This window comes from Desulfosoma sp., from assembly GCA_037481875.1.
Classification (GTDB): Bacteria; Desulfobacterota; Syntrophobacteria; order Syntrophobacterales; family DSM-9756; genus Desulfosoma.
In genome coordinates this window covers 1-22,053 of sequence record JBBFKY010000004.1, presented here as the reverse complement: position 1 = coordinate 22,053, position 22,053 = coordinate 1, and the positions used below count along the sequence as shown (strand labels likewise).

Annotated in this window: 37 protein-coding genes; 4 read left to right on the top strand and 33 right to left on the bottom strand. The window is 55.4% G+C overall.

All coding sequences use genetic code 11. The features are described 5' to 3' along the window. The first annotated feature begins 67 nt into the window (after positions 1–67). The 3 genes from WHS46_07000 to WHS46_06990 are packed head-to-tail and all read left to right on the top strand — an operon-like array spanning position 68 to position 3,233. On the top strand, positions 68–1,246 hold the full coding sequence (locus tag WHS46_07000; GenBank protein MEJ5348421.1) for an acetyl-CoA C-acetyltransferase: 1,179 nt from the start codon (positions 68–70) through the stop codon (positions 1,244–1,246). A 24-nt stretch (positions 1,247–1,270) separates the two neighbouring features. Further along, positions 1,271–2,062, top strand: coding sequence for an enoyl-CoA hydratase-related protein (locus WHS46_06995; GenBank protein MEJ5348420.1), 792 nt, complete (start codon positions 1,271–1,273; stop codon positions 2,060–2,062). 22 nt (positions 2,063–2,084) lie between these two features. Then, positions 2,085–3,233 carry an acyl-CoA dehydrogenase gene (locus tag WHS46_06990; GenBank protein ID MEJ5348419.1) on the top strand — a complete coding sequence of 383 codons (1,149 nt, stop codon included), beginning with the start codon at positions 2,085–2,087 and terminating at the stop codon, positions 3,231–3,233. Positions 3,234–3,438: 205 nt separating this feature from the next. Here the strand turns inward: WHS46_06990 and WHS46_06985 are convergent, their stop codons facing one another. Beyond that, a complete protein-coding gene (locus tag WHS46_06985) occupies positions 3,439–3,630 on the bottom strand; it encodes a hypothetical protein (GenBank protein ID MEJ5348418.1) in 192 nt (63 codons plus the stop codon). A gap of 167 nt (positions 3,631–3,797) precedes the next feature. Beyond that, on the bottom strand, positions 3,798–5,840 hold the full coding sequence (gene fusA / locus WHS46_06980) for an elongation factor G (protein MEJ5348417.1): 2,043 nt from the start codon (positions 5,838–5,840) through the stop codon (positions 3,798–3,800). A 110-nt stretch (positions 5,841–5,950) separates the two neighbouring features. Between fusA and WHS46_06975 the strand changes: the two genes are divergently transcribed. Then, positions 5,951–6,160 (top strand): hypothetical protein, encoded by a 210-nt coding sequence (locus WHS46_06975; protein ID MEJ5348416.1) that lies wholly within the window; start codon positions 5,951–5,953, stop codon positions 6,158–6,160. A gap of 179 nt (positions 6,161–6,339) precedes the next feature. Here the strand turns inward: WHS46_06975 and rplQ are convergent, their stop codons facing one another. The 31 genes from rplQ to rpsJ form a co-directional block, all read right to left on the bottom strand. Further along, positions 6,340–6,756, bottom strand: coding sequence for a 50S ribosomal protein L17 (gene rplQ, locus WHS46_06970; protein MEJ5348415.1), 417 nt, complete (start codon positions 6,754–6,756; stop codon positions 6,340–6,342). A gap of 2 nt (positions 6,757–6,758) precedes the next feature. Next, positions 6,759–7,769, bottom strand: coding sequence for a DNA-directed RNA polymerase subunit alpha (locus WHS46_06965; protein ID MEJ5348414.1), 1,011 nt, complete (start codon positions 7,767–7,769; stop codon positions 6,759–6,761). A 125-nt stretch (positions 7,770–7,894) separates the two neighbouring features. Then, positions 7,895–8,521, bottom strand: coding sequence for a 30S ribosomal protein S4 (gene rpsD / locus WHS46_06960; GenBank protein ID MEJ5348413.1), 627 nt, complete (start codon positions 8,519–8,521; stop codon positions 7,895–7,897). 56 nt (positions 8,522–8,577) lie between these two features. Continuing rightward, positions 8,578–8,970, bottom strand: coding sequence for a 30S ribosomal protein S11 (gene rpsK, locus WHS46_06955; GenBank protein ID MEJ5348412.1), 393 nt, complete (start codon positions 8,968–8,970; stop codon positions 8,578–8,580). 15 nt (positions 8,971–8,985) lie between these two features. Beyond that, entirely contained in the window at positions 8,986–9,357 is a 372-nt protein-coding gene (gene rpsM, locus WHS46_06950; protein ID MEJ5348411.1) for a 30S ribosomal protein S13, read from the bottom strand. A gap of 15 nt (positions 9,358–9,372) precedes the next feature. Beyond that, on the bottom strand, positions 9,373–9,486 hold the full coding sequence (gene rpmJ, locus WHS46_06945; GenBank protein MEJ5348410.1) for a 50S ribosomal protein L36: 114 nt from the start codon (positions 9,484–9,486) through the stop codon (positions 9,373–9,375). Positions 9,487–9,521: 35 nt separating this feature from the next. Further along, the gene (infA, locus tag WHS46_06940; GenBank protein ID MEJ5348409.1) at positions 9,522–9,743 is read right to left on the bottom strand and encodes a translation initiation factor IF-1; all 222 of its coding nucleotides are present in this window, start codon (positions 9,741–9,743) and stop codon (positions 9,522–9,524) included. A gap of 84 nt (positions 9,744–9,827) precedes the next feature. Beyond that, on the bottom strand, positions 9,828–10,571 hold the full coding sequence (gene map, locus WHS46_06935; protein ID MEJ5348408.1) for a type I methionyl aminopeptidase: 744 nt from the start codon (positions 10,569–10,571) through the stop codon (positions 9,828–9,830). A 17-nt stretch (positions 10,572–10,588) separates the two neighbouring features. Then, positions 10,589–11,230 (bottom strand): adenylate kinase, encoded by a 642-nt coding sequence (locus WHS46_06930; protein ID MEJ5348407.1) that lies wholly within the window; start codon positions 11,228–11,230, stop codon positions 10,589–10,591. A gap of 104 nt (positions 11,231–11,334) precedes the next feature. After that, positions 11,335–12,642: a preprotein translocase subunit SecY gene (secY, locus tag WHS46_06925; GenBank protein ID MEJ5348406.1), complete on the bottom strand. Its 1,308-nt coding sequence runs from the start codon at positions 12,640–12,642 to the stop codon at positions 11,335–11,337. A gap of 13 nt (positions 12,643–12,655) precedes the next feature. Further along, complete coding sequence (gene rplO, locus WHS46_06920) at positions 12,656–13,099, bottom strand: 50S ribosomal protein L15 (GenBank protein MEJ5348405.1); 444 nt, start codon at positions 13,097–13,099, stop codon at positions 12,656–12,658. Positions 13,100–13,131: 32 nt separating this feature from the next. Further along, positions 13,132–13,314: a 50S ribosomal protein L30 gene (gene rpmD, locus WHS46_06915; protein MEJ5348404.1), complete on the bottom strand. Its 183-nt coding sequence runs from the start codon at positions 13,312–13,314 to the stop codon at positions 13,132–13,134. Between the two features lie 3 nt (positions 13,315–13,317). After that, on the bottom strand, positions 13,318–13,833 hold the full coding sequence (gene rpsE, locus WHS46_06910) for a 30S ribosomal protein S5 (protein MEJ5348403.1): 516 nt from the start codon (positions 13,831–13,833) through the stop codon (positions 13,318–13,320). Between the two features lie 28 nt (positions 13,834–13,861). Beyond that, the gene (rplR, locus tag WHS46_06905; GenBank protein MEJ5348402.1) at positions 13,862–14,233 is read right to left on the bottom strand and encodes a 50S ribosomal protein L18; all 372 of its coding nucleotides are present in this window, start codon (positions 14,231–14,233) and stop codon (positions 13,862–13,864) included. Positions 14,234–14,247: 14 nt separating this feature from the next. Further along, positions 14,248–14,793 (bottom strand): 50S ribosomal protein L6, encoded by a 546-nt coding sequence (gene rplF, locus WHS46_06900; GenBank protein MEJ5348401.1) that lies wholly within the window; start codon positions 14,791–14,793, stop codon positions 14,248–14,250. Positions 14,794–14,808: 15 nt separating this feature from the next. After that, positions 14,809–15,207, bottom strand: coding sequence for a 30S ribosomal protein S8 (rpsH, locus tag WHS46_06895; GenBank protein MEJ5348400.1), 399 nt, complete (start codon positions 15,205–15,207; stop codon positions 14,809–14,811). 28 nt (positions 15,208–15,235) lie between these two features. Further along, positions 15,236–15,421 (bottom strand): type Z 30S ribosomal protein S14, encoded by a 186-nt coding sequence (locus WHS46_06890; protein MEJ5348399.1) that lies wholly within the window; start codon positions 15,419–15,421, stop codon positions 15,236–15,238. A gap of 27 nt (positions 15,422–15,448) precedes the next feature. Then, on the bottom strand, positions 15,449–15,988 hold the full coding sequence (rplE, locus tag WHS46_06885) for a 50S ribosomal protein L5 (protein MEJ5348398.1): 540 nt from the start codon (positions 15,986–15,988) through the stop codon (positions 15,449–15,451). A 32-nt stretch (positions 15,989–16,020) separates the two neighbouring features. Beyond that, entirely contained in the window at positions 16,021–16,353 is a 333-nt protein-coding gene (gene rplX, locus WHS46_06880; GenBank protein ID MEJ5348397.1) for a 50S ribosomal protein L24, read from the bottom strand. A 24-nt stretch (positions 16,354–16,377) separates the two neighbouring features. Further along, on the bottom strand, positions 16,378–16,746 hold the full coding sequence (rplN, locus tag WHS46_06875; protein MEJ5348396.1) for a 50S ribosomal protein L14: 369 nt from the start codon (positions 16,744–16,746) through the stop codon (positions 16,378–16,380). 68 nt (positions 16,747–16,814) lie between these two features. Beyond that, a complete protein-coding gene (gene rpsQ / locus WHS46_06870) occupies positions 16,815–17,078 on the bottom strand; it encodes a 30S ribosomal protein S17 (protein MEJ5348395.1) in 264 nt (87 codons plus the stop codon). Positions 17,079–17,089: 11 nt separating this feature from the next. Then, positions 17,090–17,290: a 50S ribosomal protein L29 gene (gene rpmC / locus WHS46_06865; protein MEJ5348394.1), complete on the bottom strand. Its 201-nt coding sequence runs from the start codon at positions 17,288–17,290 to the stop codon at positions 17,090–17,092. Next, positions 17,287–17,703 (bottom strand): 50S ribosomal protein L16, encoded by a 417-nt coding sequence (gene rplP, locus WHS46_06860; protein ID MEJ5348393.1) that lies wholly within the window; start codon positions 17,701–17,703, stop codon positions 17,287–17,289. Before rplP ends, rpmC begins: the two co-directional genes overlap by 4 nt. 87 nt (positions 17,704–17,790) lie before the next feature. Continuing rightward, positions 17,791–18,417: a 30S ribosomal protein S3 gene (gene rpsC, locus WHS46_06855; protein MEJ5348392.1), complete on the bottom strand. Its 627-nt coding sequence runs from the start codon at positions 18,415–18,417 to the stop codon at positions 17,791–17,793. A gap of 31 nt (positions 18,418–18,448) precedes the next feature. Beyond that, on the bottom strand, positions 18,449–18,781 hold the full coding sequence (gene rplV, locus WHS46_06850) for a 50S ribosomal protein L22 (protein MEJ5348391.1): 333 nt from the start codon (positions 18,779–18,781) through the stop codon (positions 18,449–18,451). After that, the gene (rpsS, locus tag WHS46_06845; GenBank protein ID MEJ5348390.1) at positions 18,781–19,068 is read right to left on the bottom strand and encodes a 30S ribosomal protein S19; all 288 of its coding nucleotides are present in this window, start codon (positions 19,066–19,068) and stop codon (positions 18,781–18,783) included. The genes rplV and rpsS overlap by 1 nt, the downstream gene beginning before the upstream one ends. A 19-nt stretch (positions 19,069–19,087) precedes the next feature. After that, positions 19,088–19,909, bottom strand: a complete 822-nt coding sequence (rplB, locus tag WHS46_06840; GenBank protein MEJ5348389.1) for a 50S ribosomal protein L2 — start codon at positions 19,907–19,909, stop codon at positions 19,088–19,090. Between the two features lie 78 nt (positions 19,910–19,987). Further along, complete coding sequence (locus tag WHS46_06835) at positions 19,988–20,281, bottom strand: 50S ribosomal protein L23 (protein MEJ5348388.1); 294 nt, start codon at positions 20,279–20,281, stop codon at positions 19,988–19,990. After that, a complete protein-coding gene (rplD, locus tag WHS46_06830; protein ID MEJ5348387.1) occupies positions 20,281–20,901 on the bottom strand; it encodes a 50S ribosomal protein L4 in 621 nt (206 codons plus the stop codon). Before rplD ends, WHS46_06835 begins: the two co-directional genes overlap by 1 nt. Before the next feature lie 41 nt (positions 20,902–20,942). Continuing rightward, entirely contained in the window at positions 20,943–21,572 is a 630-nt protein-coding gene (gene rplC / locus WHS46_06825) for a 50S ribosomal protein L3 (protein ID MEJ5348386.1), read from the bottom strand. A 46-nt stretch (positions 21,573–21,618) separates the two neighbouring features. Next, complete coding sequence (rpsJ, locus tag WHS46_06820; protein ID MEJ5348385.1) at positions 21,619–21,927, bottom strand: 30S ribosomal protein S10; 309 nt, start codon at positions 21,925–21,927, stop codon at positions 21,619–21,621. Positions 21,928–22,053: the final 126 nt, after the last annotated feature.

Genomic DNA, 22,053 nt, shown 5'->3' with positions numbered 1-22,053 from the left:
ATATCATCGACCCGCCGCGGTGCATCCCGCCTTTCAGCCGCGGCGAAGCCACGCTCGGGAGGTGCCCATGAACCAAGCTGTTATTGTCAGTGCTGTTCGAACTCCGGTTGGTTCTTTTGGAAAATCGCTTGCCAACATTTCCGCTGTCCAGCTCGGCGTCGTCGCCCTCAAAGAAGCCTTGGCACGTGTCGGGCTTTCTCCCAATCAAGTGGATGAAGTGATTTTGGGTAACGTCCTTCAAGCCGCCCAAGGCCAAAACCCTGCACGCCAAGTCGCCGTTCATGCAGGCATTCCCAAGGAAGTTCCCGCTTTTACCATCAATAAAGTGTGCGCCTCCGGCCTCAAGTCGGTGATCTTGGCAGCCCAAGCTGTGGCTTTAGGAGATGCCGAGGTCGTCGTGGCCGGTGGCATCGAAAACATGAGCGCCGCTCCCTATGCTTTGACTCAAGCCCGGTGGGGTCAACGCATGGGCCACGGACAACTCCTGGACCTGATGATTCATGATGGTTTGTGGGACATCTTCAACGGGTACCACATGGGCATCACGGCGGAAAACGTGGCTGCCACATACGGCCTCAGTCGAGAAGATCAAGACCGCTTCGCTTTGGCCAGCCAAACCAAAGCGGAAGCCGCCATCAAGGCAGGACGGTTCCAAGAAGAAATCGTTCCCATAGAAGTTCCGCAGCGCAAAGGCGCTCCCGTTGTGTTTGATACGGACGAACATCCTCGGTTCGGCACCACCCTTGAAGCCCTGGCCAAACTTCCTCCGGCATTCAAAAAAGACGGTACGGTCACGGCAGGCAACGCTTCCGGAATCAATGACGGTGCGGCCATCATCCTTGTCATGTCCGAAAAGAAGGCGGCCTCCATGGGCCTTACGCCTCTGGGCGTTATCCGCTCTTACGCGTCGGCCGGCGTAGATCCGGCTCTCATGGGAACGGGTCCCATTCCTGCCAGTCGCAAGGCCTTAGAAAAAGCCGGGTGGTCCGTTCAGGACCTGGACCTGGTGGAAGCCAATGAAGCCTTTGCCGCCCAAGCTTTGGCCGTGAACAAAGAAATGGGTTGGAACCCTGACATTGTCAATGTGAACGGAGGGGCCATCGCTTTAGGACACCCGATCGGTGCTTCTGGAGCCCGCATTTTGACCACCCTTCTCTATGAGATGAAAAGACGTCAGGCACGCAAGGGCCTGGCAACCTTGTGTATCGGCGGCGGCCAAGGCTGTGCCGTGACCATCGAACGCTAACCGCTGTAAAGGAGAGGTCCCGCCATGGCATTTCAGAACATTCTTTTCGACGTGCAGGATCAGGTAGCCCTTGTCACCATCAACCGCCTCAAAAGCCTCAACGCCCTCAACCCCGAAACCCTAGAGGAACTCAAACGCGCCATTGAACAAGTCCGTGATGATGACGCCCTGCGGGTTTTGGTCCTGACGGGAGCCGGAGAAAAGGCCTTTGTGGCGGGAGCCGACATCAGTGAATTCCCCAAAATGAATGCGCTTCAGGCGCGCCTTTTCGCTCAAAAAGGTCAGGAAGTGTTTTTTTCCTTGGAAGATCTTCCTAAACCCGTGATCGCGTGCGTGAACGGTTTCGCTTTGGGCGGCGGTTTGGAACTGGCCATGAGTTGTGACTTTATCTACGCTTCGGAAAAAGCCAAGTTCGGCCAGCCGGAAATCAACTTGGGCATTATTCCTGGATTTGGAGGCACCCAACGCCTGGCGCGGCTTGTGGGACGAGCCAAAGCCAAGGAACTGTGTATGACGGGAGAAATGATCGACGCGGCCACCGCTTTACAATGGGGTCTCGTGGCCAAGGTGTTTCCTCCCGAAAGCCTTTTGGAAGAGACCATGAAAACCGCTAAAATTCTGGCGTCCAAGAGCGCTTTAGCCTTGAGGGCCGTTAAATGCGTCATCGACCGAGGCATCGATGCGGATCTGAAGGCTGGATGCACCTTGGAAGTGGAAGCCTTTGGTCTGTGCTTTGCCAGCGAAGACGCCAAAGAGGGCGCTCTAGCCTTCCTGGAAAAGAGAAAACCCAACTTCAAGGGTTCCTTTACTGCTTAAAAAGACCGGGAGGAACAAAACGATGCATTTCGAGCTCACCGAAGAACAAAAGATGATTCAAGACATGGCGCGTAAGTTCGCCGAACGAGAAATCGCTCCGGTGGCCGCCGAATTGGACCGCACCCACCGTCATCCCGAAGAAATCGTCAAGAAAATGGGCGAATTAGGCCTCATGGGCATTACCATTCCTCCCGAATACGGGGGGGCCGGCATGGACTATATCTGCTATGTGCTGGCCATGATCGAAATCTCCAAGGCCTGTGCGTCTTGCGGTGTCATCATGAGTGTCTGCAACAGTTTGTACAATTTTCCCGTCTACACGTACGGGACAGAAGAACAAAAGCAGCAGTTTTTAACACCCGTAGCCAGCGGTCAATACTTGGGCTGCTACGGACTCACCGAGGCCGGCGCGGGTTCGGATCCGGCACGCATGCGCACAACCGCTGTTTTGGATGGGAATGAATGGGTCATTAACGGCGAAAAGAAATTTATCACCAATGGAAACGTGGCACGCTATTGCGTTCTGGCCGCGGTCACCGACAAAGAGAAAGGCTATAAAGGGATCAGTTCCTTTTTGGTGGATCTCCATAACACTCCAGGATTTCGTGTAGGCCGTGTGGAAGAAAAACTGGGGATCAACGCTTCCGGCACGGCGGAGTTGATCTTTGAGGACGCCCGTATTCCCAAGGAAAACCTTCTGGGCAAAGAAGGCGAAGGCTTCAAGCAAATGCTCACCACCCTGGACGGCGGTCGTATCGGCATTGCGTCCCAGGCGATCGGAATCGGTCGAGCTGTTTTGGAAGAGGCCATCGCTTACAGTAAGACTCGAGAACAATTCGGAAGACCCATCGCCTCCTTCCAAGCCATACAGTGGAAATTGGCCGACATGGCCACACAGTTGGATGCCGCTGAACTGTTGACTCTAAGAGCCGCATGGCTGGAACAAAACAAACGGGGCTATGAAAAGGAAGCCGCTATGGCCAAAATGTATGCCTCGGATACGGCCATGTGGGCCGCCATTGAAGGAGTTCAGATCCTTGGTGGGTATGGCTACTGCAAAGAATACCCCATGGAACGGCATCTGCGTGACGCCAAGATCACCCAGATCTACGAAGGGACCAATGAAATCATGCGGTTGGTCATTTCGCGAAACATCATCGGAAAAATCTAGAGGTGTCCCTAGGCAAGAGAGCCCTTTCGCCTCCCCCCGCTGCAGGCTTGAGACCTGCTGCGGGGACACAACGCCAAGGGAGCCGTCCAGCCATAAAAAAACCCCGGATCGATTCCGGGGTTTTTTTATGGCAAACTGCAGGCTCATCGACCGGGGCCCACAGGGCCCGTTTGACGGTCTTAGCTCCAAAAGGAAGCTTCCGGGCTTACATGCCCTGAAGACGACGCATTCGGCGCTGAATTCTTTTAATGGCTTTCTTCCGCTTGATACGGCGGCGTTCGCCTTTGGAGAGATAATAATTGTGTCGCCGCAAGACGGGCTGCACGTTCTTTTGAAAGTCCTTGCGCAGCTTGCGGATCTTTTTTTCAAAACTCTCCCTGGCCTCCGGTTCGGTCATTCAGATTTCACCTGCCTTTCAGCAACAAAAAAACCCTCGCGGGGTTTTCGTTGGAATCATCCCCGACAACGTCCGGCACGTCGTGGGGGTGGATCATGTCGTGAGCCTGCCGTCTTGCTTATGAACAGCCGTTTTTATCACGGGATATCCCTAAAGGCAACGGTTTTTTAAGAACTTAGCGCATCATACCGTTCAAACTGCATGGTAAAAGTGGCGCGCCCCTGACTGGCTGATCGCAAGGCCGTAGAATACCCGAACATTCTGGACAAAGCCACCGTGGCTTCCACCACCTGAATCCCTTTCTTGGCCGTAATGCCTTCAATGCGAGCCTTGCGCAGATTGAGGTCTCCGATCACATCCCCGAGGAACTCGTCGGGAGTGAGCACTTCCACGCGCATGTATGGTTCAAGCAAAAGCGGTTCCCCTTTCGTAAAGGCATCTCGAAAGGCCATGCCGGCGGCCACGCGGTAAGCTAATTCCGTAGACATTCCCTCTCGATGTTCACCCCCGATGACCGTGACCCCTACATCCACCACAGGGTATCCCATGATTTCCCCGCTGGTCAAAGCGTCCATGATCCCGGCTTCCACGGCCGGCCACCATATTTCGGGAATGGAAGCATCCCGGACTCGATGCTCCACACGGTTCCCTTTACCTCGCTCCCTGGGTTCCACATTCAGTTCCACGACGGCAAAGTGTTTGGTCCCTCCGATTTCCCTTTCAAACACTCCTCGACCCAAGGCCGGCTTTTGAATGGTTTCACGATACACCACCTGAGGTTTTCCGGCATTGACATCCACCGCGTAGTCCCGCTGCAACCGACTGATGAGGATTTCCAAGTGCAGCTCCCCCATGCCTCGAATGACCAACTGGCCTGTGTCCGGATCTTCTTTATAACGAAAGGTAGGATCCTCATCAGCCAGTTTGGCCAAGGCATCGGGAAGCTTTTCCTGATCCGCTCGTGTCTTGGGTTCCACGGCCACGGCCATAACCGGCTCGTAGATATCGATAGGCTCCAGCAAAATGGGGTGTTTTTCATCGCATAGAGTATCCCCGGTCCCCGCCGACTTCAGTCCCATCAAAGCCACAATGCTTCCGGCAGCCGCTTCTTCCAGCCGTTCCCTTTTGTTGGCATGCATTCGAAAGATGCGAGACAATTTTTCCCGACTTTTTTGTCTGGCGTTATACACAGTGTCGCCGGCGCGCAGTTTTCCGGAATAGATGCGTGTGTAGGTGAGCTTGCGTCCTTGGTCCATGAATATTTTGAAAACCAAGGCTGCCAGAGGTTCATTATCGTCGGCTAAACGTTGCACGGTTTCCTGTGTGATGGGATTGATTCCCTGAACGGGCGGCACATCCAAAGGACACGGAAGATAATGAACCACAGCATCCAAAAGCGGCTGAATGCCTTTGTTGCGCAAAGCCGCCCCGCACAAGACAGGCACCGCATCCAAATTCAGGGTCAGCCGTCTTAAGACACTCTGAATTTCCTCCGGTTCGATCTCCTGCCCCTCCAGGTATTTCTCCATCAGGGCCTCATCCCCTTCGGCCACCTTCGCCAGAAGCTCGTCCCGTGCTTCCGCCGCCTCTTTCATCAATGCCGTGTCCAGAGGCACGTAGGTGTATTCCGCCCCTAGGGTTTCGTCTTTCCAGACAATCTGGCGCATGTGAATGAGATCCACCACACCGCGAAAATCCGATTCTCGGCCCACGGGAATCTGAATGGGAATGGGATTGGCATGAAGCTTTTCCCGCATCTGGTCAAGAACCTGATGGAAGTCGGCCCCGATACGGTCCATCTTGTTCACAAAGGCGATCTTGGGAACTCTGTATTTGTCCGCCTGCCTCCAAACCGTCTCCGACTGAGGCTCCACGCCGCCCACGGCGCAGAAAACAGCCACCGCTCCATCCAGAACACGCAGAGATCTTTCCACTTCAATGGTGAAGTCCACGTGACCTGGCGTATCGATCAATTGTATTTGGTGCCCACTCCACTCACAGGTGGTCACAGCCGATGTGATGGTGATACCCCGTTCCTGCTCCTGCTCCATCCAATCCATGACGGCGGTGCCTTCGTGGACTTCTCCGATCTTGTGAGATCGCCCGGTGTAGTAAAGAATCCGCTCACTCACCGTGGTCTTTCCGGCGTCTATATGAGCTATGATGCCAATGTTTCGAATCTTCTTCAGACGCTGTGACACCGCCTTCATCGCATCACCTCATTGCGGCAGCCCACGGAAAGGTAGTCCCCTCTTGCTTTCCGCCCGCTCGTGATTAGTCATATGATGCATTTGATTCTGATAGGCACAGGAGGTCTTGTATGCCGCGAACCAAAGGTATTCATCAATCCAAAGATACCCTTGCCGCGCAGGGGATACCTCATCCGGTAGTCTGCCGAGAAGGGCGAGGGGTTCGCTACTTTGATTGCCCTCACTACGACGTCTGCTTGGACAAGGCCGCTAAAGCCCTCTGGACAGGCTTCACCTGCGCCTATTGCTTCTTTTACCAGCATCAACCGCGCCCATCATAAAAAAACAGCCCGTCGCCTTGGGCGCCGGGCTGTCTCTTTAGCGTCCCATCGCCGAAAGTCTTCCAAGCGACGGCAGGATGGAAAACATTGTCGTGCACGTTGGTAGCACCGTCCGACAACGCTGATAGAACGCGCTTCAGCACGTCCCTTTGAAAACGCCGTTGGCAAGGAAAAAGTTTTTAACCCTCAGCCGCGCTCTGCTCTTGCGCTCGAGCCTTCTTTTTGGGCTGCGGCTTGATTTCCGCTCCCGTCAGCTCAATGAGGCACATGGGGGCCCCATCGCCTTTGCGAAAACCCATTTTGACAATGCGAGTGTACCCGCCTTGGCGCGCCTGGTAACGCGGTCCCAATTCGGCAAACAGCTTATGCACCACGCCCTTGCTACGAATGACGGCCAAAGCCTGACGTCTGGCATGCAGATCGCCCCGCTTACCCAGCGTGATCATGGCATCCGCCCAACGGCGAATTTCCTTGGCCTTGGGAATGGTCGTCACAATGCGTTCATGTTCCAGCAGAGACGTCACCATATTGCGAAACATGGCCGACCGGTGGCTGGAAGTTCGGTTGAGCTTCCGACCTGATTTCCTGTGGCGCATGGCTATTCCTCTTCCTTTCTTCTCTGTTCGATCTCTTCCCGGCTCGGAAAGTTCTCCAACTTCATGCCCAAGGACAGACCCATTTCCGCGAGAATCTCCTTGATTTCATTCAGAGATTTGCGGCCGAAATTCTTGGTCCTGAGCATTTCAGCTTCCGTCTTTTGAACCAGTTCGCCGATATAACGTATATCGGCGTTTTTCAAACAGTTGGCGCTGCGCACCGAAAGTTCCAATTCATCCACACTGCGAAAGAGGTTCTCATTGAAGGTAGGCTCTTGAGCCTGTTCCTCAGCAGCCACCGGAGCCTCGTAATCTTCAAAGTTCACGAAGACGCTCAGCTGGTCCTTTAAGATTTTGGCAGCCAAAGCCAAGGCATCCTCGGGGGTCACACTGCCGTCCGTCCAGATTTCCATGGTCAGCTTGTCGTAATCGGTGCGTTGTCCCACACGCGCTTGAGTCACGTTGTAGCTGACCTTACGCACCGGTGTAAAAATGGCGTCAATAGGAATGGTCCCAATGGTTTCCACCTTCTCGGAATTCCATTCGGCCGGGACGTACCCCTTGCCTTCTTCCACCGTGAGTTCCATGCGCACCTTGCCGTCGCGAGCCAGGGTGCAGATGCGCTGGTCCGGATTGAGAATGGTCACGGACGAGTCAGGGCGAATATCGCCCGCCGTCACGGGACCTTCTCCGACCTTTTCCAAAACCAGCACCTTGGGAGCATCCCCATTGAAACGCAGGCGCACTTCCTTGAGATTCAAGACAATGTCGGTGACATCTTCCACCACGCCTGGTGCCGACGAAAACTCGTGCAAAACTCCGTCGATTTTCACGGACGTGATGGCGGCCCCTCTCAAGGACGACAGCAGCACCCGCCGCAGCGCATTTCCAAGAGTCGTCCCGAAACCTCGCTCCAGCGGTTCGCACGTGATTTTCGCGTATCGCTTCGGGTCTTCCCCGTGTTCCACCGCCAGGGGTTTTGGTCGAATCAATTCGCGCCAGTTCTTCTCCATACCCGCCCTCATACCTTCGGCCGCCCATGAGTCTTCGGGGCTTCAAGACACGGCCTCAGAAAACGGACAGAGGACCCTGCCCCATCGGCAGACCCTCTGCCCTACATTCAAAATGTTTCTCCGCATTACTTCGAATAGAATTCCACCACCAAGTGTTCTTGCACCGGCAGCGGCATTTCTTCACGTGTCGGAAGGCTTCGGAAAGTTCCTCGGTACGCTTCCTTGTCCAGTTCCAGCCACGGGACCAGCCCGCGTCGAGGCAGCGCATCCAGAGCTTCGTTGATCACTTCCAACTGTCGGCTTTTTTCCCGTACCGTGATCACATCGCCGGGCCGCAACAAGTAGGATGGAATATTCACCTTGTGGCCGTTGACGAGAAAGTGGTTGTGACGAACCAGCTGCCTGGCCTGAGACCTCGAGTTGGCAAACCCTAGACGAAACACTGTGTTGTCCAGCCGTCGCTCCAACAAGATCAAGAAGTTGGTGCCCGTGACGCCTTTCTGGCGGTCGGCTTCCTTGAAATAGGCCTTGAACTGCTTTTCCTGAAGGCCGTACATTCTCTTGATCTTTTGTTTCTCTCGAAGCTGCACACCGTAGTCGGACAATTTGCCGCGGCGCTGCCCATGCTGACCAGGAGCGTAACTGCGACGCTCAAAGGCGCACTTGTCCGAATAGCAACGATCCCCCTTGAGGTACAATTTCATGTTTTCCCGCCGACACAGCCGGCATTGCGGACCTGTATATCGCGCCAAGACCGATTCCTCCTTGAATTCCCGAAGGCCCAAAGGGCCCTTTCTCAAGATGCTCCTTAAACGCGGCGCCTCTTGGGCGGCCGACATCCATTGTGGGGAATGGGTGTCACGTCCCGAATCACCGTCACATTCAATCCAGCGGCCTGCAAAGCCCGCAACGCGGCCTCACGACCTGAGCCCGGCCCCTTGACGTAAACCTCCACGTTTTGCAGCCCGTGTTCCATGGCGGCCTTCGCAGCCGCCTGAGCCGCCGTCTGAGCGGCAAAGGGGGTGCTTTTACGCGATCCCTTAAACCCCTGATTGCCGCCGCTGGCCCATGAGATGGTGTTCCCGCTCATGTCCGTGATGGTCACGATGGTGTTATTGAATGTGGAACGGATGTGCGCAATGCCGTTCTGAATGTTTTTCCGCTCTTTTTTCTTTCGCGGACCACCTCTACCCCGTGCCATTGTGCCTCCACTTTCCTATTTCTTGCGTTTTCCGATCACCGATCGACGAGGACCCTTGCGCGTTCGAGCATTGGTGTGGGTGCGCTGTCCCCTGACAGGAAGACCTCGGCGGTGCCTAAGCCCTCGATAGCAGCCCAAGTCCATAAGGCGCTTGATGTTCATGGACACTTCGCCGCGCAGATCCCCTTCCACCTTGTAATGGGTGTCGATGACACGACGGATGGAAGTGATTTGCTCCTCCGTTAGATCGTCCGACTTGGTTCCGGGATCCACCTTCGCCTCTTCCAGGATCTTGAGGGCCGTCGACCGTCCGATCCCATAAATGTACGTCAGGGCGATTTCCATGCGCTTGTTCTTCGGTAGGTCAATGCCTGCAATCCGTGCCAATGCCGTTTCCTCCACTTAGCCTTGACGCTGTTTGTGCTTCGGATTCTCGCAGATGACGCGCACCTGGCCGTGCCGACGAATGATCTTGCATTTGCGGCAGATAACTTTCACCGACGCCCGCACCTTCATGACTCACTCCCTTTCACCATCCGTCCCTGAACCCGTCAGCTTTTGGCTCTGTAAACGATACGCCCCCGGGTCAGGTCGTATGGGGATAGCTCCACCGTCACCTTGTCTCCCGGAAGAATGCGAATAAAATGCATGCGCATTTTTCCCGAGATATGCGCCAGGACACGATGGCCGTTTTCTAACTCGACTCGAAACATGGCGTTGGGCAAAGGCTCGATGACCGTGCCTTCCACCTCAATCGCTTCTTCCTTCACCATGGAGCCTTCCTCTGTTCAAGTCTCGATTCATTCTTAGCGAAAGCATTGCATTATAGAAGCACGACTTTCCTGTGTAAAGAAGATTTACTTGGCCAGGGACAAGATATCCGGACCGTTTTCCGTCACAGCCACCGTGTGTTCAAAGTGTGCCGACAGTTTCCCGTCCGCCGTGACGGCCGTCCAACGATCTTCCAGTATGCGTATGTCCGGAGCCCCCTGGTTGATCATGGGCTCAATGGCAAAAACCATTCCGGGCTTCAGCTTAACGCCGCGACCTGGAGGCCCGAAATTCGGAATCTGCGGGCTCTCATGAAGGTTTCGACCGATCCCATGCCCGACAAATTCTCGAACCACCGAGTAGCCGAATTTTTCCACGTAGCTTTGCACGGCGTGGGAGATATCGGAAAGCCGGTTCCCCACCACGGCTTGCCCAATAGCCTGATCGAGGGCTTCTCGCGTTACCCGACACAGTCTATCCGCTTCCTCGGAAATCTTTCCAACCGGAAGCGTCACGGCTGCATCTCCGTAATAGCCGTCCACCACCACCCCGAAGTCCAAGCTGACAATGTCGCCTTCGCGCAAGATTCGTTTCTTGCTCGGAATGCCGTGCACCACCTCTTCATTGATCGAAGTGCACAGCGCATAAGGGAAGCCGTGATAGCCCTTAAAGGCCGGCACGGCTCCCCGCTTTTCCGCCTCCTCCTCACTGATGGCATTGAGATCCCACGTACTCACTCCAGGAGCCACAACTTCCTGAAGCCGTGCCAATACTTCCGCCACAATGAGACAGGATTTCCTTATTTTTTCAACCTCTTCCCGAGTCTTCAAAATGATCAAAGCGCCCTCTAACCCAAAACCGCCTTGATGCGCTCAAAGATTTCGTCGATAGATCCCAAGCCGTGAATCTTTCTCAGTTTCCCTTGCTTTTCGTAGTACTCGATAAGCGGCTTGGTCTGATCCGCATAAACCTTGAGCCGGGACGTGACCGTGGCTTCATTGTCGTCATCCCGCTGGTAGAGCTGCCCGCCGCATTTGTCGCAGATGCCTTCCTTTTTCGGTGGATCGAACATCACGTGAAAACCGGCGCCGCATTCCCGACAGGTGCGTCGTCCCGTAAGGCGCTGAATGAGTTCCTGGTCTGGAACATCGATGCACACCACATGATCGATCTTTTGGCCCAACTCTTTGAGCATGCCATCGAGGGTTTCGGCTTGGCTGACGTTTCGAGGAAACCCGTCAAGCATGTAACCTTTCTTGCAATCTTCTTGTTGAATGCGTTCCTTAACCAGGCCGACCACCACAGCATCGGGCACCAGAGCCCCCTGATCCATGTACTTCTTGGCCTCAAGGCCCAGCGGTGTTCCGGCCTTTAAGGCGGCCCTGAGCATGTCCCCCGTAGAAATCTGAGGAATCCCGTACCGTTCGATCATGCGCTTGGCTTGTGTTCCCTTTCCAGCACCCGGCGGTCCCAACAAAATGATGTTCATCGTCTCCCTCCCTGTCCTTCGGCCTTCTCATCCCTATCACAATCCATCACACGCTGACCCTGCGACGTGCGGTCGCGGCCCAGGAAACCCCCGGTTCTTCCTCTTTATCGGCGACCTCGAATGCGCCCCGATTTCAAAAACCCCTCGTAATGACGCGTGAGCATGTGCGCTTCGATCTGCCCTACGGTATCCATGGCGACGCCCACCACAATGAGCAGCGCCGTGCCTCCGAAATAGAACGGCACATTGAAGTTTTGGGTAAAGATGGTGGGAAGCACACACACGATGGAGACGTAGACGGCTCCTCCCAGCGTAATACGACTCAGGACGCGGTCGATGTATTCCGCCGTGGAACGTCCTGGACGAATGCCAGGGATGAATCCTCCGTACTTTTTCATGTTGTCGGCCACGTCAATGGGATTGAAGACGATGGCCGTGTAAAAGTAGCAGAAAAAGATGATGAAACCGACATAAAGCACCGTATACAGCCAGTGCCCAGGCATGAGCATTTGGGCGATTTTTTGCATCCAAGGCACCTGAATGAAGTTCGCCACCGTGGCCGGAAACATAATGATGGAGGAAGCAAAAATAGGCGGGATCACGCCCGAAGTGTTTATTTTAAGCGGCAAATGGGTTGTCTGTCCGCCGTACATTCGCCGCCCGACAACCCTCTTGGCGTACTGGACCGGAATGCGCCGCTGCCCCCTTTCCACATGGACGATAAAGGCGACCACGGCCACCATTATGATCAAAAGAACGAGCGCCTTGAAAGCACTCATTTCCCCCGTCTGCATGAGTCGCATCGTGTTTCCGATGGCTCCGGGCATACCGGCCACGATGCCTGCGAAAATGATCAACGAGATACCGTTTCCGATCCCTCGCTCGGTGATCTGTTCTCCCAACCACATGATGAAAGCTGTTCCTGCCGTGAGGGTAATCACCGTGATCAGTCGAAAACCCCATCCTGGAGCCAGCACCACAGGCTCTCCCCCAGGCCCGGTCATGCCCTCAAGACCAAAAGCGATCCCAAAGCCTTGAATGATACTGAGAACCACCGTCCCGTAACGTGTGTACTGGGTAATCTTCTTTCGGCCGGCCTCACCTTCCTTGCTGAGTCTTTCCAGATGAGGGATGACCACGGTCAGGAGCTGCAAAATGATCGACGAGCTGATGTAGGGCATGATCCCCAGGGAGAAGACGGACAATTGCTGCATAGCACCGCCCGAAAACATATTAAAAAGCCCAAGCAACGTGCCTTGGGCGGCTGCGAAAAAAGCGGCCAGAGCTTCTCGATTGATACCCGGTGTCGGCACATGCACGCCGATACGGTAGACGGCCAAAAAGAGAAGCGTAATACCAATGCGCCGTTTCAGTTCGGGGATTTTGCCGATATTTTGAAAGCCTGTGAGCACCCGCTTGACCCTCTCAGCTTAGAATTTCCACACGACCGCCGACGGCCTCCACCTTGGCCACCGCTGCGGCGCTGGCCTTGTGAACGCGAATCGACAGGGCCTTTGTCAGTTCCCCGTCTGCAAGCAACTTGATCCCGTCGGCCTTTTTCTTAGCCAGCCCGGCTAGGGCTAGTTCCTCGGGCCCTACCGTAGCGCCCTGTTCAAACCTATCCAGGTCCCCCACATTTACCACCGTGTAAACTTTTCGAAACTTGTTGTGAAAGCCTCTTTTGGGAACCCGGCGTTGCAGGGGCATCTGGCCGCCTTCAAACCAAGGTACCACACCGCCTCCGGCACGAGCCTTCTGGCCCTTATGGCCTTTTCCCGCGGTCTTTCCCAAGCCGGAGCCTGAACCTCGGCCGATGCGTTTCTTGTCCTTGCGAGAACCCGCTGCAGGTTGCAAATCATCCAATCGCATGGCATTCACCCGTATTTTCTCTTGGGTCCAGATTAGGCTTCGCTGACCTGAACCAAGTGGTTGACCTTCTTGACAGCACCCACGACCGGAGGGATCGCGGGCAGCGTCACTTCCTTTTGCAGTCGTGTCAGTCCCAGAGCCTTCAAGATTTTGCGGTGCTTTTCAGGCCTTCCGATGGGACTGCGCACCAGTTTGATGCGAATCATTCCCGCCATGGATCACCTCCCGGCTCCTTGAGCCTTGACCTCCATCACATCCAGCCCTCGACTTTTGGCGATACGCTCCGGGCTTCGCAGGGCCTTCAGTCCTGCAATGGTCGCCCGCACCACGTTATGAGGATTGCGAGATCCCAAGACCTTGGTGAGCACGTCCGTCACCCCGGCTGCTTCCATAATGGCCCGCACAGCTCCACCGGCGATGACCCCTGTTCCGGGCGAAGCCGGCTTGAGCACCACGGAGGAGGCTCCGAATTTGCCTAAAACCTCATGAGGCAAAGTCCCTTCCAGCAAGGGCACCTCAAACATGTCTCTTTTCGCCCCTTCCAACCCCTTTCGAATAGCTTCCGGCACTTCGTTGGCCTTGCCTAGGGCAAAGCCTACTCGCCCATTGCCGTCCCCAACGACGACAATGGCGCTGAAAGAGAAACGACGTCCACCCTTGACCACTTTGGCCACTCGGCTAATGTGGACGATTTTATCGATGTACTGTACGTCTTGAGTCTCGAGAGGTGCCAAGATACGCCTCCTTGCACGCCGATAAAGGTCAAAATTCCAGCCCCGCCGCCCGCGCTCCGTCCGCCACGGCCCGAATGCGGCCATGGTAGATGAACCCGTTGCGGTCGAACACCACCTTGGTCACACCCTTCTCCAAGGCCTTCTTCGCCACAAGCTGGCCGACTTTTTCCGCAGCACCCACCTTGCCTTCCACCTCTCCCAAGGCCTTAAATTCGGGGGATAAGGTCGAAGCCGCCACCAGGGTTCGGCCGGTGGTGTCGTCGATAATCTGAGCGTAGATATGTTTGAGGCTCTTGTAGACCGTCAGTCGAGGTCGCTCGGGCGTGCCCTGCACCTTGGTGCGAATGCGCCGCTTGCGCTTGAGGCGCGCCGCAACGCTGGGATTCGTTTTGGAGCCCATAACTCGTCCTTCTCCTATTTCTTCTTGCCGCCAGTCTTTCCGGCCTTTCGCCTGACCCACTGAGCGGCGTAGCGAATACCTTTGCCCTTGTACGGTTCCACGGGGCGCAAGGCCTTGATATTGGCAGCGGTTTGCCCCAGAAGTTCCTTGTCGACGGCTTCCAGGCGAATCACCGTCTGCTTTTCCACCGAGGCGCTCACCCCTTGAGGTAACGGAAAACTCACCGGATGCGAATGGCCCAGGCTGAAGTTCAACACATTATTGGTCAGATCGCACCGGTAACCCACCCCCTGAATTTCCAAAACCTTCGTGAAGCCTTGGCTGACTCCTGTGACCATATTGTGCAGCAAAACCCTCATAAGCCCATGCATCGACCTGGATCGTCGCTCATCGTCTTTGCGGCGCACCAATATCTGGCCGTCTTCCACGGTCACCGAGACTTCCGATGGGACACGCCTTTCCAACTGCCCTTTCGGGCCCTTCACGATGACGGCATCACCCTGAAGGGTGACTTCGACCCCTTTAGGTATAGCGATGGGGTTTTTGCCGATACGAGACATCTTATGACTCCTTTGTTACCACACGCTGCAGATAAGTTCGCCACCCACACCCTCTTGCCTGGCCTTCTTGTCGGTCAGAATGCCTCGGGACGTGGACAGGATCGCAATCCCCAAGCCGTTAAGGACTCTCGGAATCTCTTTAACCCCTACATAAATCCGTCGACTCGGTTTACTGATTCGACGCATGTCTCGAATGGCCGCTTCTCGGTCCGGCCCATATTTAAGATGGATTCGCAGAACACCTTGCTTATCGTCCTTGATCAGCTTGTAATGCTTGATGTAGCCTTCTTCTTTAAGGATGCGCGCCAGCTCCAGCTTCATACGGGAGGCGGGCACATCCACCTTGTCAAAACGCGCCTTGTGGGCGTTCTTGATACGATTCAAAAAGTCGGCAATGGGATCCGTCATCACCATACAAGGTCACTCCTTCTTGTTCCGGCTCCTACCAACTGGATTTCACCACGCCGGGAAGTTCGCCGTTGAGGGCCATATTCCGAAAGCAAATACGGCACATGCCGAATTTGCGAAGGAAAGCGCGAGGCCGTCCGCACAGCGGGCACCTATTGTAGGCTCTCACCTTGAATTTCGGCTTTCTTTGGGCTTTTGCAATCATGGATTTCTTGGCCAAGGCTGCCTCCTTCTCTACCCTTTTCCCCTACTTTCGAAACGGCATTCCCAACAGGGCCAACAGTTCCCGGGCTTCGTCGTCGGTTTCGGCCGTCGTGACGATGGTGATGTTGAGTCCCTTAATTTTGTCGATCTTGTCGTAGTCGATTTCCGGAAAGATAATGTGTTCCCGCACCCCAAGGGTGTAATTGCCGCGTCCGTCAAAGGATTTGGGAGAGACTCCGCGAAAGTCGCGGACACGCGGCAGCGCGATGTTGACGAGTTTATCAAAAAACTCGTACATGCGATTCCCTCGCAGGGTCACCATGCACCCGATGGGCATCCCCTTGCGCAGCTTAAAGGCCGCGATGCTTTGACGCGCCCGCGTGATCACCGGCTTTTGACCGCTGATCTGAGCCAGTTCTTCCGAGGCCGTCTCCAAAATTTTCACGTTTTGAATGGCTTCTCCCAAGCCCATATTGAGCACGATCTTGCTCAATCTCGGAATCTGCATCGGGCTTTTGTACTGAAACCTTTCGGCCAGCTGCGGGGCCACTGCTTGAACATACAAGTCGCGCAAACGTGCCATGAACGCCTCCACTCCGCCCGTGGTCGTGGACGTCACCCGTCGATGAGTTCTCCGCACTTCTTGCAGAAGCGTGCCTTGCGGCCGTCATCGAGGATCTTATAGCCCACACGGGTCGGATCCGTGCACTTGCTGCAGATCACCATCAGATTGGAAATGTGAATGGGAGCTTCCTTTTCCACAATTCCGCCTTGCCGACTGTGGGCTCCAGGGCGCATGTGCCTTTTGACCATATTGAGCTTTTCCACGACGGCTCGATCTTTCTTGGTCAAAATACGAAGAACCTTGCCCGACTTGCCCTTTTCCTTGCCGGCAATCACCATCACCGTGTCATTTTTCTTGATATGGTATTTTTTACTGACAGCCATTGGCGACCTTCCCCACCCTTTCCGCTAAAGGACTTCCGGAGCCAGCGAGACAATCTTCATGAACTGCTTGGCGCGCAGCTCACGGGCCACCGGCCCGAAAATACGCGTGCCGATGGGTTCCTTGGCGGCGTTGATCAAGACGGCTGAATTGTCATCGAACTTGATGTAGGAGCCGTCCGGGCGACGCACTTCCTTCTTGGTTCTGACCACCACGGCCCGCATGACATCCCCTTTCTTCACTTTGGAGTTGGGGATGGCTTCCTTGACTGAAACCACGATGATATCGCCCACCGTGGCGTAGCGTTTTCGAGTCCCGCCCAGGACCTTGATACAGTACAGCCGCTTGGCACCTGAATTGTCCGCGGCGTTCAACTGTGTTTCCGCCTGAATCATGATGGCCTCCCTTGGCCGCCTTCACTGGGCATCTTCAAAACCCGGCTCATGCCGTGCTCGAGAGCCTCCTAGAGAGCGGCTCGCTCCACAATCTTTACGACCACCCAATGTTTCGTCTTGCTTAGAGGTCGGCTTTCTTGAATCAACACACGATCCCCCAGACGGCACTGGTTTTCTTCGTCGTGGGCTTTGAACTTGTTACGGCGTCGCACATACTTGCCGTACTTGGGGTGCTTGACCAGCCGCTCCACACGGACGACGACCGTCTTGTCCATACGGTCACTGACCACGGTGCCGATGCGGGTTTTCTTGTTGGTTGTGCGTTCTTCCATGAGCATGCCCCTTACGCTTCGCCGACGCGCTGCTTTTCGTGCAATATGGTCAACACTCTGGCGATGTCGCGCTTGTGCCGTTTCAGTTGCGCCGTATTTTCCAGTTGCCCCGTCGCATGCTGAAACTTCAAATTAAACAGGGATTCCCGCAACTCCACCAGTTTCCGCCTCAATTCTTCGACACTCATGTCCCGCAAGGTCGCTGCTTTCATAACACATCCTGCCTTGACACAAACCGAGTCGCCACGGGAAGTTTGTGACCTGCCAGCCGACACGCTTCCTTGGCGATCTCTTCCGTGACGCCTTTGAGTTCATAAAGGATTCGTCCCGGCTTCACCACGGCAACCCACCCTTCGGGGGCTCCCTTGCCTTTGCCCATGCGGGTTTCCGCCGGCTTTTTGGTCACCGGCTTGTCCGGAAAGATGCGAATCCAGATCTTCCCACCGCGTTTGACATAACGCGTGATGGCCACACGAGCCGCTTCGATCTGCCGGGATGTGATCCGGCCGGGTTCCAGAGCCTTAAGCCCGAAGTCCCCAAAATTCAATTGGTTTCCTCGGGAGGCGATCCCCTTCATGCGGCCTTTTTGCTGCTTTCGATACTTGACTCTTTTGGGCGCTAACATGGATCCTCTCCTTGAATCTCACCCGTAGGCCTTTCGTCTCTTGACCTGTCGCCTCTCGGCTAAATCCGTCAAGACAAGACATCGATCCTACGGGAGAACTTCCCCTTTAAAGATCCACACCTTGACTCCGATCACTCCGTAGGTGGTCTTGGCCACGGCCACGGCATAATCGATGTCGGCTCGTAGCGTGTGGAGAGGGACTCGACCTTCGCGATACCATTCCCGGCGTGCCATTTCCGCACCCCCAAGGCGTCCGGCGCAGGCGACACGAATCCCCTTGGCCCCGAACTTGAGCGCCGACGTCACCGCGCGCTTCATGGCTCGACGAAAGGCCACACGGCGTTCCAGCTGCAAAGCGATGTTTTCCGCCACGAGGACGGCGTCCAGTTCGGGCCGCCGCACTTCCTGAATATCGATAAGGATTTCGCGGTTGAATTTGTTTTCCAACTCTTTGCGCAAGGCCTCGATTTCGACGCCCTTTTTGCCGATGACGATTCCAGGACGCGCCGTGAAGATACGAATCTTGGCCTTATTGGCAGCCCTCTCGATCTCGATCTTGGCAATGCCGGCGTGGTACAATCGCTTTTTGATGAAATCGCGAATCTTTCGGTCTTCATAGGCCAGCTTGGCGTATCCCTTGGCGGCAAACCACTTGGAATCCCACGTTCGGATAACGCCGAGACGAAAACCTTTTGGATTGACCTTCTGTCCCAATCTCCACCTCCGAGATCCTGTAACGTACCGATTACTTTTCCCCGAGAACCACCGTGATGTGGCTGGTGCGCTTCAGAATGCGTGTGGCCCGGCCCATGGCTCGAGGCCTCCAGCGCTTCAGCCGGGGCCCTTCGTTCACATAAATTTCTTTGATATAGAGCCCGTCCATGTCCATGGATTTGGTGTTTTCCGCGTTGGCCATGGCCGACCTCAGGGTCTTGCTCAGCAGCCGCGCCCCTTTCTTAGGGGTGTACTTCAGAATGGTCAAAGCCTGCCCCACGTTCTTGCTGCGGACAAGATCGGCCACCAGGCGCGCCTTGCGCGGCGAAATGCGCACGTATTTGGAAACCGCCCTCACTTCCATCACTTTTTCCCCTTGACCTTGGACTTCTTATCCCCGGCATGACCGTAGAAGGTTCGTGTGGGCGAAAACTCACCCAGCTTATGGCCCACCATGTTTTCCGTGACAAAGACGGGAATGAACTTTTTGCCGTTGTGCACGGCGATGGTCAGCCCCACGAAATCGGGAAGAATGGTGGATCGGCGAGACCAGGTCTTGATCACCTTGCGATCTCCTGTCTCTTTGGCCGTCAGCACCTTCTTCAGCAGGTGATCGTCCACAAAGGGTCCCTTTCTTAAAGAGCGAGGCACCTTACCCTCCTTACGTCATCTATTTGCGGCGTCGCACAATGAGCCGATCGCTGTTTTTGGCCTTACGGGTTCGGTATCCCTTGGTGGGCTTACCCCATGGCGTGCACGGATGCCGACCTCCGGAACTGCGACCTTCCCCACCGCCCATGGGATGATCCACCGGGTTCATAGCCACACCCCGCACATGAGGTCGGCGTCCCAGCCAACGGCTGCGACCTGCTTTGCCCAGGCTGATATTTTCATGATCAATGTTGCCCACCTGGCCGATGGTGGCCTTGCATCTCGCCAGCACCATGCGCATTTCGCCCGAAGGCAGCCTGAGGGTGGCGTAGCGGCCTTCCTTCGCCATGAGCTGCGCACCGGCACCGGCTGAACGCACCAATTGACCGCCCTTTCCGGTAATCATCTCCACATTGTGTACCACGGTGCCAAGGGGAATGTTTTCTAAGGGCAAGCAGTTTCCCGGCTTGACATCCGCATCGGAGCCCGTGACCACCGTATCGCCCACCTGCAAACCCAAGGGCGCCAAAATGTAACGCTTCTCCCCGTCCACATAGTGCAAAAGCGCAATCCGGGCCGAGCGGTTCGGGTCGTACTCAATGGCCGCAACCTTGGCGGGCACGTTTTCCTTGTCCCGTTTAAAATCAATGATGCGATACAGCCTTTTGTGGCCTCCACCACGATGCCGCGCCGTCACTCGACCATGATTGTTTCGGCCGCCCTTTTTTTTGAGCGGTTCCACAAGGCTTCTTTCCGGCTCCTTTTTCGTGATTTCCTCAAACGTGGAATAGGTCACGAAACGGGTTCCGGCGCTGCGCGGTTTAACTTTCCTGATCCCCATAGCTTAACCTCGTTGAAAGCTCCATCGATTCAGGCCGAATTTTCAAGCTCCGGCCTTCTCGATGCGCCTCTCCCCTACTTAGACCCCTTCAAAAAACTCGACCCTCTGGCCGGGCTTGATGGTCACAACGGCCTTTTTCCAATCGCCGGTGCGCACCACATGGCGCCCCACACGCTTGTTGTAGCCCTTCACCGTCAAGGTGCGCACCTCCAGGACGTCCACCTTGAAGATCTTTTCCACCGCCTCTTTGATCTCGATCTTGTTGGCACGACGATCCACTTCGAAGTGCAGCTTATTGTGCTCCTCCTTGTCCGAGGTGCTTTTTTCCGTAATCAAAGGGCGCTTAAGTATGGAATAGGTTTTGTCCCGCATCACCCCAAGGACTCCTCTATTTTGGAAACCGTCTCTTTGGTGAGCACCAGGTTTCCATGCTTGAGCATGTCAAAAACGTTCAGGCCTTCGCAACGCAGCACCTTGACGTTGGGAATGTTGCGCGCCGACTTTTCCAAAATTTCGTCCTTGCCGGAAATGACCACCAAAGGTTTTTGCAGTTCAAAGCGCTGCATCCAGGCATGAAAAAGCTTGGTTTTGATTTCCGGAAGTTGCAGCTGATCCACGACCACCAGGGCCTGATCCCGCAGCTTTTGGCTGAGCACCATCTTCAGCGCCAACCGACGCACCTTCTTAGGCACCTTCATGTCGTAGGTTCGCGGTTGCGGCCCATGCACGGTGCCACCACCCCGCCATAAGGGAGATCGAATGGTTCCGGCTCGAGCGCGACCTGTTCCCTTCTGACGCCAAGGCTTTTTGCCGCCTCCCGAAACCTCACTTCGACCCTTGGTCTTGGCCGTCCCTCGGCGACGCTTCGCCAGCTGATACAACACCACCTCGTGGACCACATGCTTGTTGGCCGGAACGTCAAAGATGTCGTCGCGAAGCTCCATCTGGCCCACGACCTGCCGATTCATGTCGAAAATTTCCACCGTTGGCATGATGTGTTTCCTCTCGTCCTTCACCCAGCGGGGCACGAGCGTTATCGGACCCGATTGGTCTTGCGGATCATCAGGAAAGCGTTCCTGGCTCCAGGCACAGCTCCCTTGATCAGGATAAGGTTCTCTTCGGGTCGCACGTCGACAATCTTCAGGTTCAAAACCGTTGCCCGCTTATGGCCCTTTTGGCCCGCCATCTTTTTGCCTTTGATGACACGCCCCGGGAAGGTCGCGCATCCGGTGGACCCCGGTTCTCGAATATTTTTGCATCCGTGCGTCACAGGCCCTCGACTGAAGCCCCATCGCTTGACCGTACCGGCAAAGCCTTTGCCTTTACTCACTCCAGTGACATCGACACGGTCTCCGATGGCAAAAAGGCCCGATTCCAACACCTGACCCGGCTCAAATTCCTCGGGATTTTCCACACGCACCTCTTTCAATACCTCAAAGTACCCTTTGCCCACCTTGTCCAGGTGACCCTTCAGAGGGCGCGTGACCTTCTTTTCCTTCTTTTCCCCAAAGCCGATCTGCACGGCGCTGTACCCATCCCGTGCGGGAACTTTGACCTGCGTGACGACACAGGGGCCTGCCTGCACCACCGTGACGGGCACCACACTGCCGTCTTCGGCAAAAACCTGCGTCATCCCGAGCTTGCGTCCTAGTAATGCCTTCACCATTTTCTCAGCTCTCTTGGGCTAGGCTTCTCCGCTCAAAGCGGCCTTACAGTTTGATTTCCACATCAACCCCAGCGGACAGATCCAGCTTCATGAGCGAATCCACCGTCTGCTGAGTCGGCTCCAAAATATCCACCAAACGCTTGTGGACCCGGATCTCAAACTGCTCCCGAGACTTCTTGTCAATATGCACGGAACGCAGAACCGTGTAACGGTGGATTTTCGTCGGCAACGGAATAGGACCCGCCACATGGGCTCCGGTCTTCTTTGCCGTATTGACGATTTCTGCGGCCGCTTGGTCAAGAAGTTTATGGTCGTAGGCTTTCAAGCGGATGCGTATTCTTTGATTCATCATGGCGTCTGTTCCCATAATTTGGGTCCCTGCCGATCATTCCCGGTCAGGGACCCCATGGCTTTTGTCACGTCGGCTTTACTCGATGATGTCGGTGACCACGCCGGCTCCGACGGTGCGCCCACCTTC

Excerpts from the sequence above, each read along its gene's own strand:
- rplO (MEJ5348405.1), bottom strand. The coding sequence starts at position 13,099 with ATGCGATTGGATGATTTGCAACCTGCAGCGGGTTCTCGCAAGGACAAG.
- rplX (MEJ5348397.1), bottom strand. The coding sequence starts at position 16,353 with ATGGCTGTCAGTAAAAAATACCATATCAAGAAAAATGACACGGTGATG.
- rplE (MEJ5348398.1), bottom strand. The coding sequence starts at position 15,988 with ATGGCACGTTTGCGCGACTTGTATGTTCAAGCAGTGGCCCCGCAGCTG.
- rpmJ (MEJ5348410.1), bottom strand. The coding sequence starts at position 9,486 with ATGAAGGTGCGGGCGTCGGTGAAAGTTATCTGCCGCAAATGCAAGATC.
- WHS46_06965 (MEJ5348414.1), bottom strand. The coding sequence starts at position 7,769 with ATGGAGAAGAACTGGCGCGAATTGATTCGACCAAAACCCCTGGCGGTG.
- WHS46_06995 (MEJ5348420.1), top strand. The coding sequence starts at position 1,271 with ATGGCATTTCAGAACATTCTTTTCGACGTGCAGGATCAGGTAGCCCTT.
- rpsH (MEJ5348400.1), bottom strand. The coding sequence starts at position 15,207 with ATGGTGATGACGGATCCCATTGCCGACTTTTTGAATCGTATCAAGAAC.
- rplP (MEJ5348393.1), bottom strand. The coding sequence starts at position 17,703 with ATGTTAGCGCCCAAAAGAGTCAAGTATCGAAAGCAGCAAAAAGGCCGC.
- rplB (MEJ5348389.1), bottom strand. The coding sequence starts at position 19,909 with ATGGGGATCAGGAAAGTTAAACCGCGCAGCGCCGGAACCCGTTTCGTG.
- rpsQ (MEJ5348395.1), bottom strand. The coding sequence starts at position 17,078 with ATGGAAGAACGCACAACCAACAAGAAAACCCGCATCGGCACCGTGGTC.
- rplF (MEJ5348401.1), bottom strand. The coding sequence starts at position 14,793 with ATGTCTCGTATCGGCAAAAACCCCATCGCTATACCTAAAGGGGTCGAA.
- infA (MEJ5348409.1), bottom strand. The coding sequence starts at position 9,743 with ATGGTGAAGGAAGAAGCGATTGAGGTGGAAGGCACGGTCATCGAGCCT.
- rpsK (MEJ5348412.1), bottom strand. The coding sequence starts at position 8,970 with ATGGCACGGGGTAGAGGTGGTCCGCGAAAGAAAAAAGAGCGGAAAAAC.
- WHS46_06985 (MEJ5348418.1), bottom strand. The coding sequence starts at position 3,630 with ATGACCGAACCGGAGGCCAGGGAGAGTTTTGAAAAAAAGATCCGCAAG.
- fusA (MEJ5348417.1), bottom strand. The coding sequence starts at position 5,840 with ATGAAGGCGGTGTCACAGCGTCTGAAGAAGATTCGAAACATTGGCATC.
- rplR (MEJ5348402.1), bottom strand. The coding sequence starts at position 14,233 with ATGGGCTCCAAAACGAATCCCAGCGTTGCGGCGCGCCTCAAGCGCAAG.
- rplQ (MEJ5348415.1), bottom strand. The coding sequence starts at position 6,756 with ATGCGCCACAGGAAATCAGGTCGGAAGCTCAACCGAACTTCCAGCCAC.
- rpmD (MEJ5348404.1), bottom strand. The coding sequence starts at position 13,314 with ATGGCGGGAATGATTCGCATCAAACTGGTGCGCAGTCCCATCGGAAGG.
- rpsJ (MEJ5348385.1), bottom strand. The coding sequence starts at position 21,927 with ATGATGAATCAAAGAATACGCATCCGCTTGAAAGCCTACGACCATAAA.
- WHS46_06930 (MEJ5348407.1), bottom strand. The coding sequence starts at position 11,230 with ATGAACATCATTTTGTTGGGACCGCCGGGTGCTGGAAAGGGAACACAA.
- WHS46_06835 (MEJ5348388.1), bottom strand. The coding sequence starts at position 20,281 with ATGCGGGACAAAACCTATTCCATACTTAAGCGCCCTTTGATTACGGAA.
- WHS46_06975 (MEJ5348416.1), top strand. The coding sequence starts at position 5,951 with ATGCCGCGAACCAAAGGTATTCATCAATCCAAAGATACCCTTGCCGCG.
- rplD (MEJ5348387.1), bottom strand. The coding sequence starts at position 20,901 with ATGCCAACGGTGGAAATTTTCGACATGAATCGGCAGGTCGTGGGCCAG.
- WHS46_07000 (MEJ5348421.1), top strand. The coding sequence starts at position 68 with ATGAACCAAGCTGTTATTGTCAGTGCTGTTCGAACTCCGGTTGGTTCT.
- rpmC (MEJ5348394.1), bottom strand. The coding sequence starts at position 17,290 with ATGAAAGCAGCGACCTTGCGGGACATGAGTGTCGAAGAATTGAGGCGG.
- rplN (MEJ5348396.1), bottom strand. The coding sequence starts at position 16,746 with ATGATTCAGGCGGAAACACAGTTGAACGCCGCGGACAATTCAGGTGCC.
- WHS46_06990 (MEJ5348419.1), top strand. The coding sequence starts at position 2,085 with ATGCATTTCGAGCTCACCGAAGAACAAAAGATGATTCAAGACATGGCG.
- rplV (MEJ5348391.1), bottom strand. The coding sequence starts at position 18,781 with ATGGAAGTGAGGGCGGTTTCCAAATACGTGCGCATTTCGCCGCGCAAG.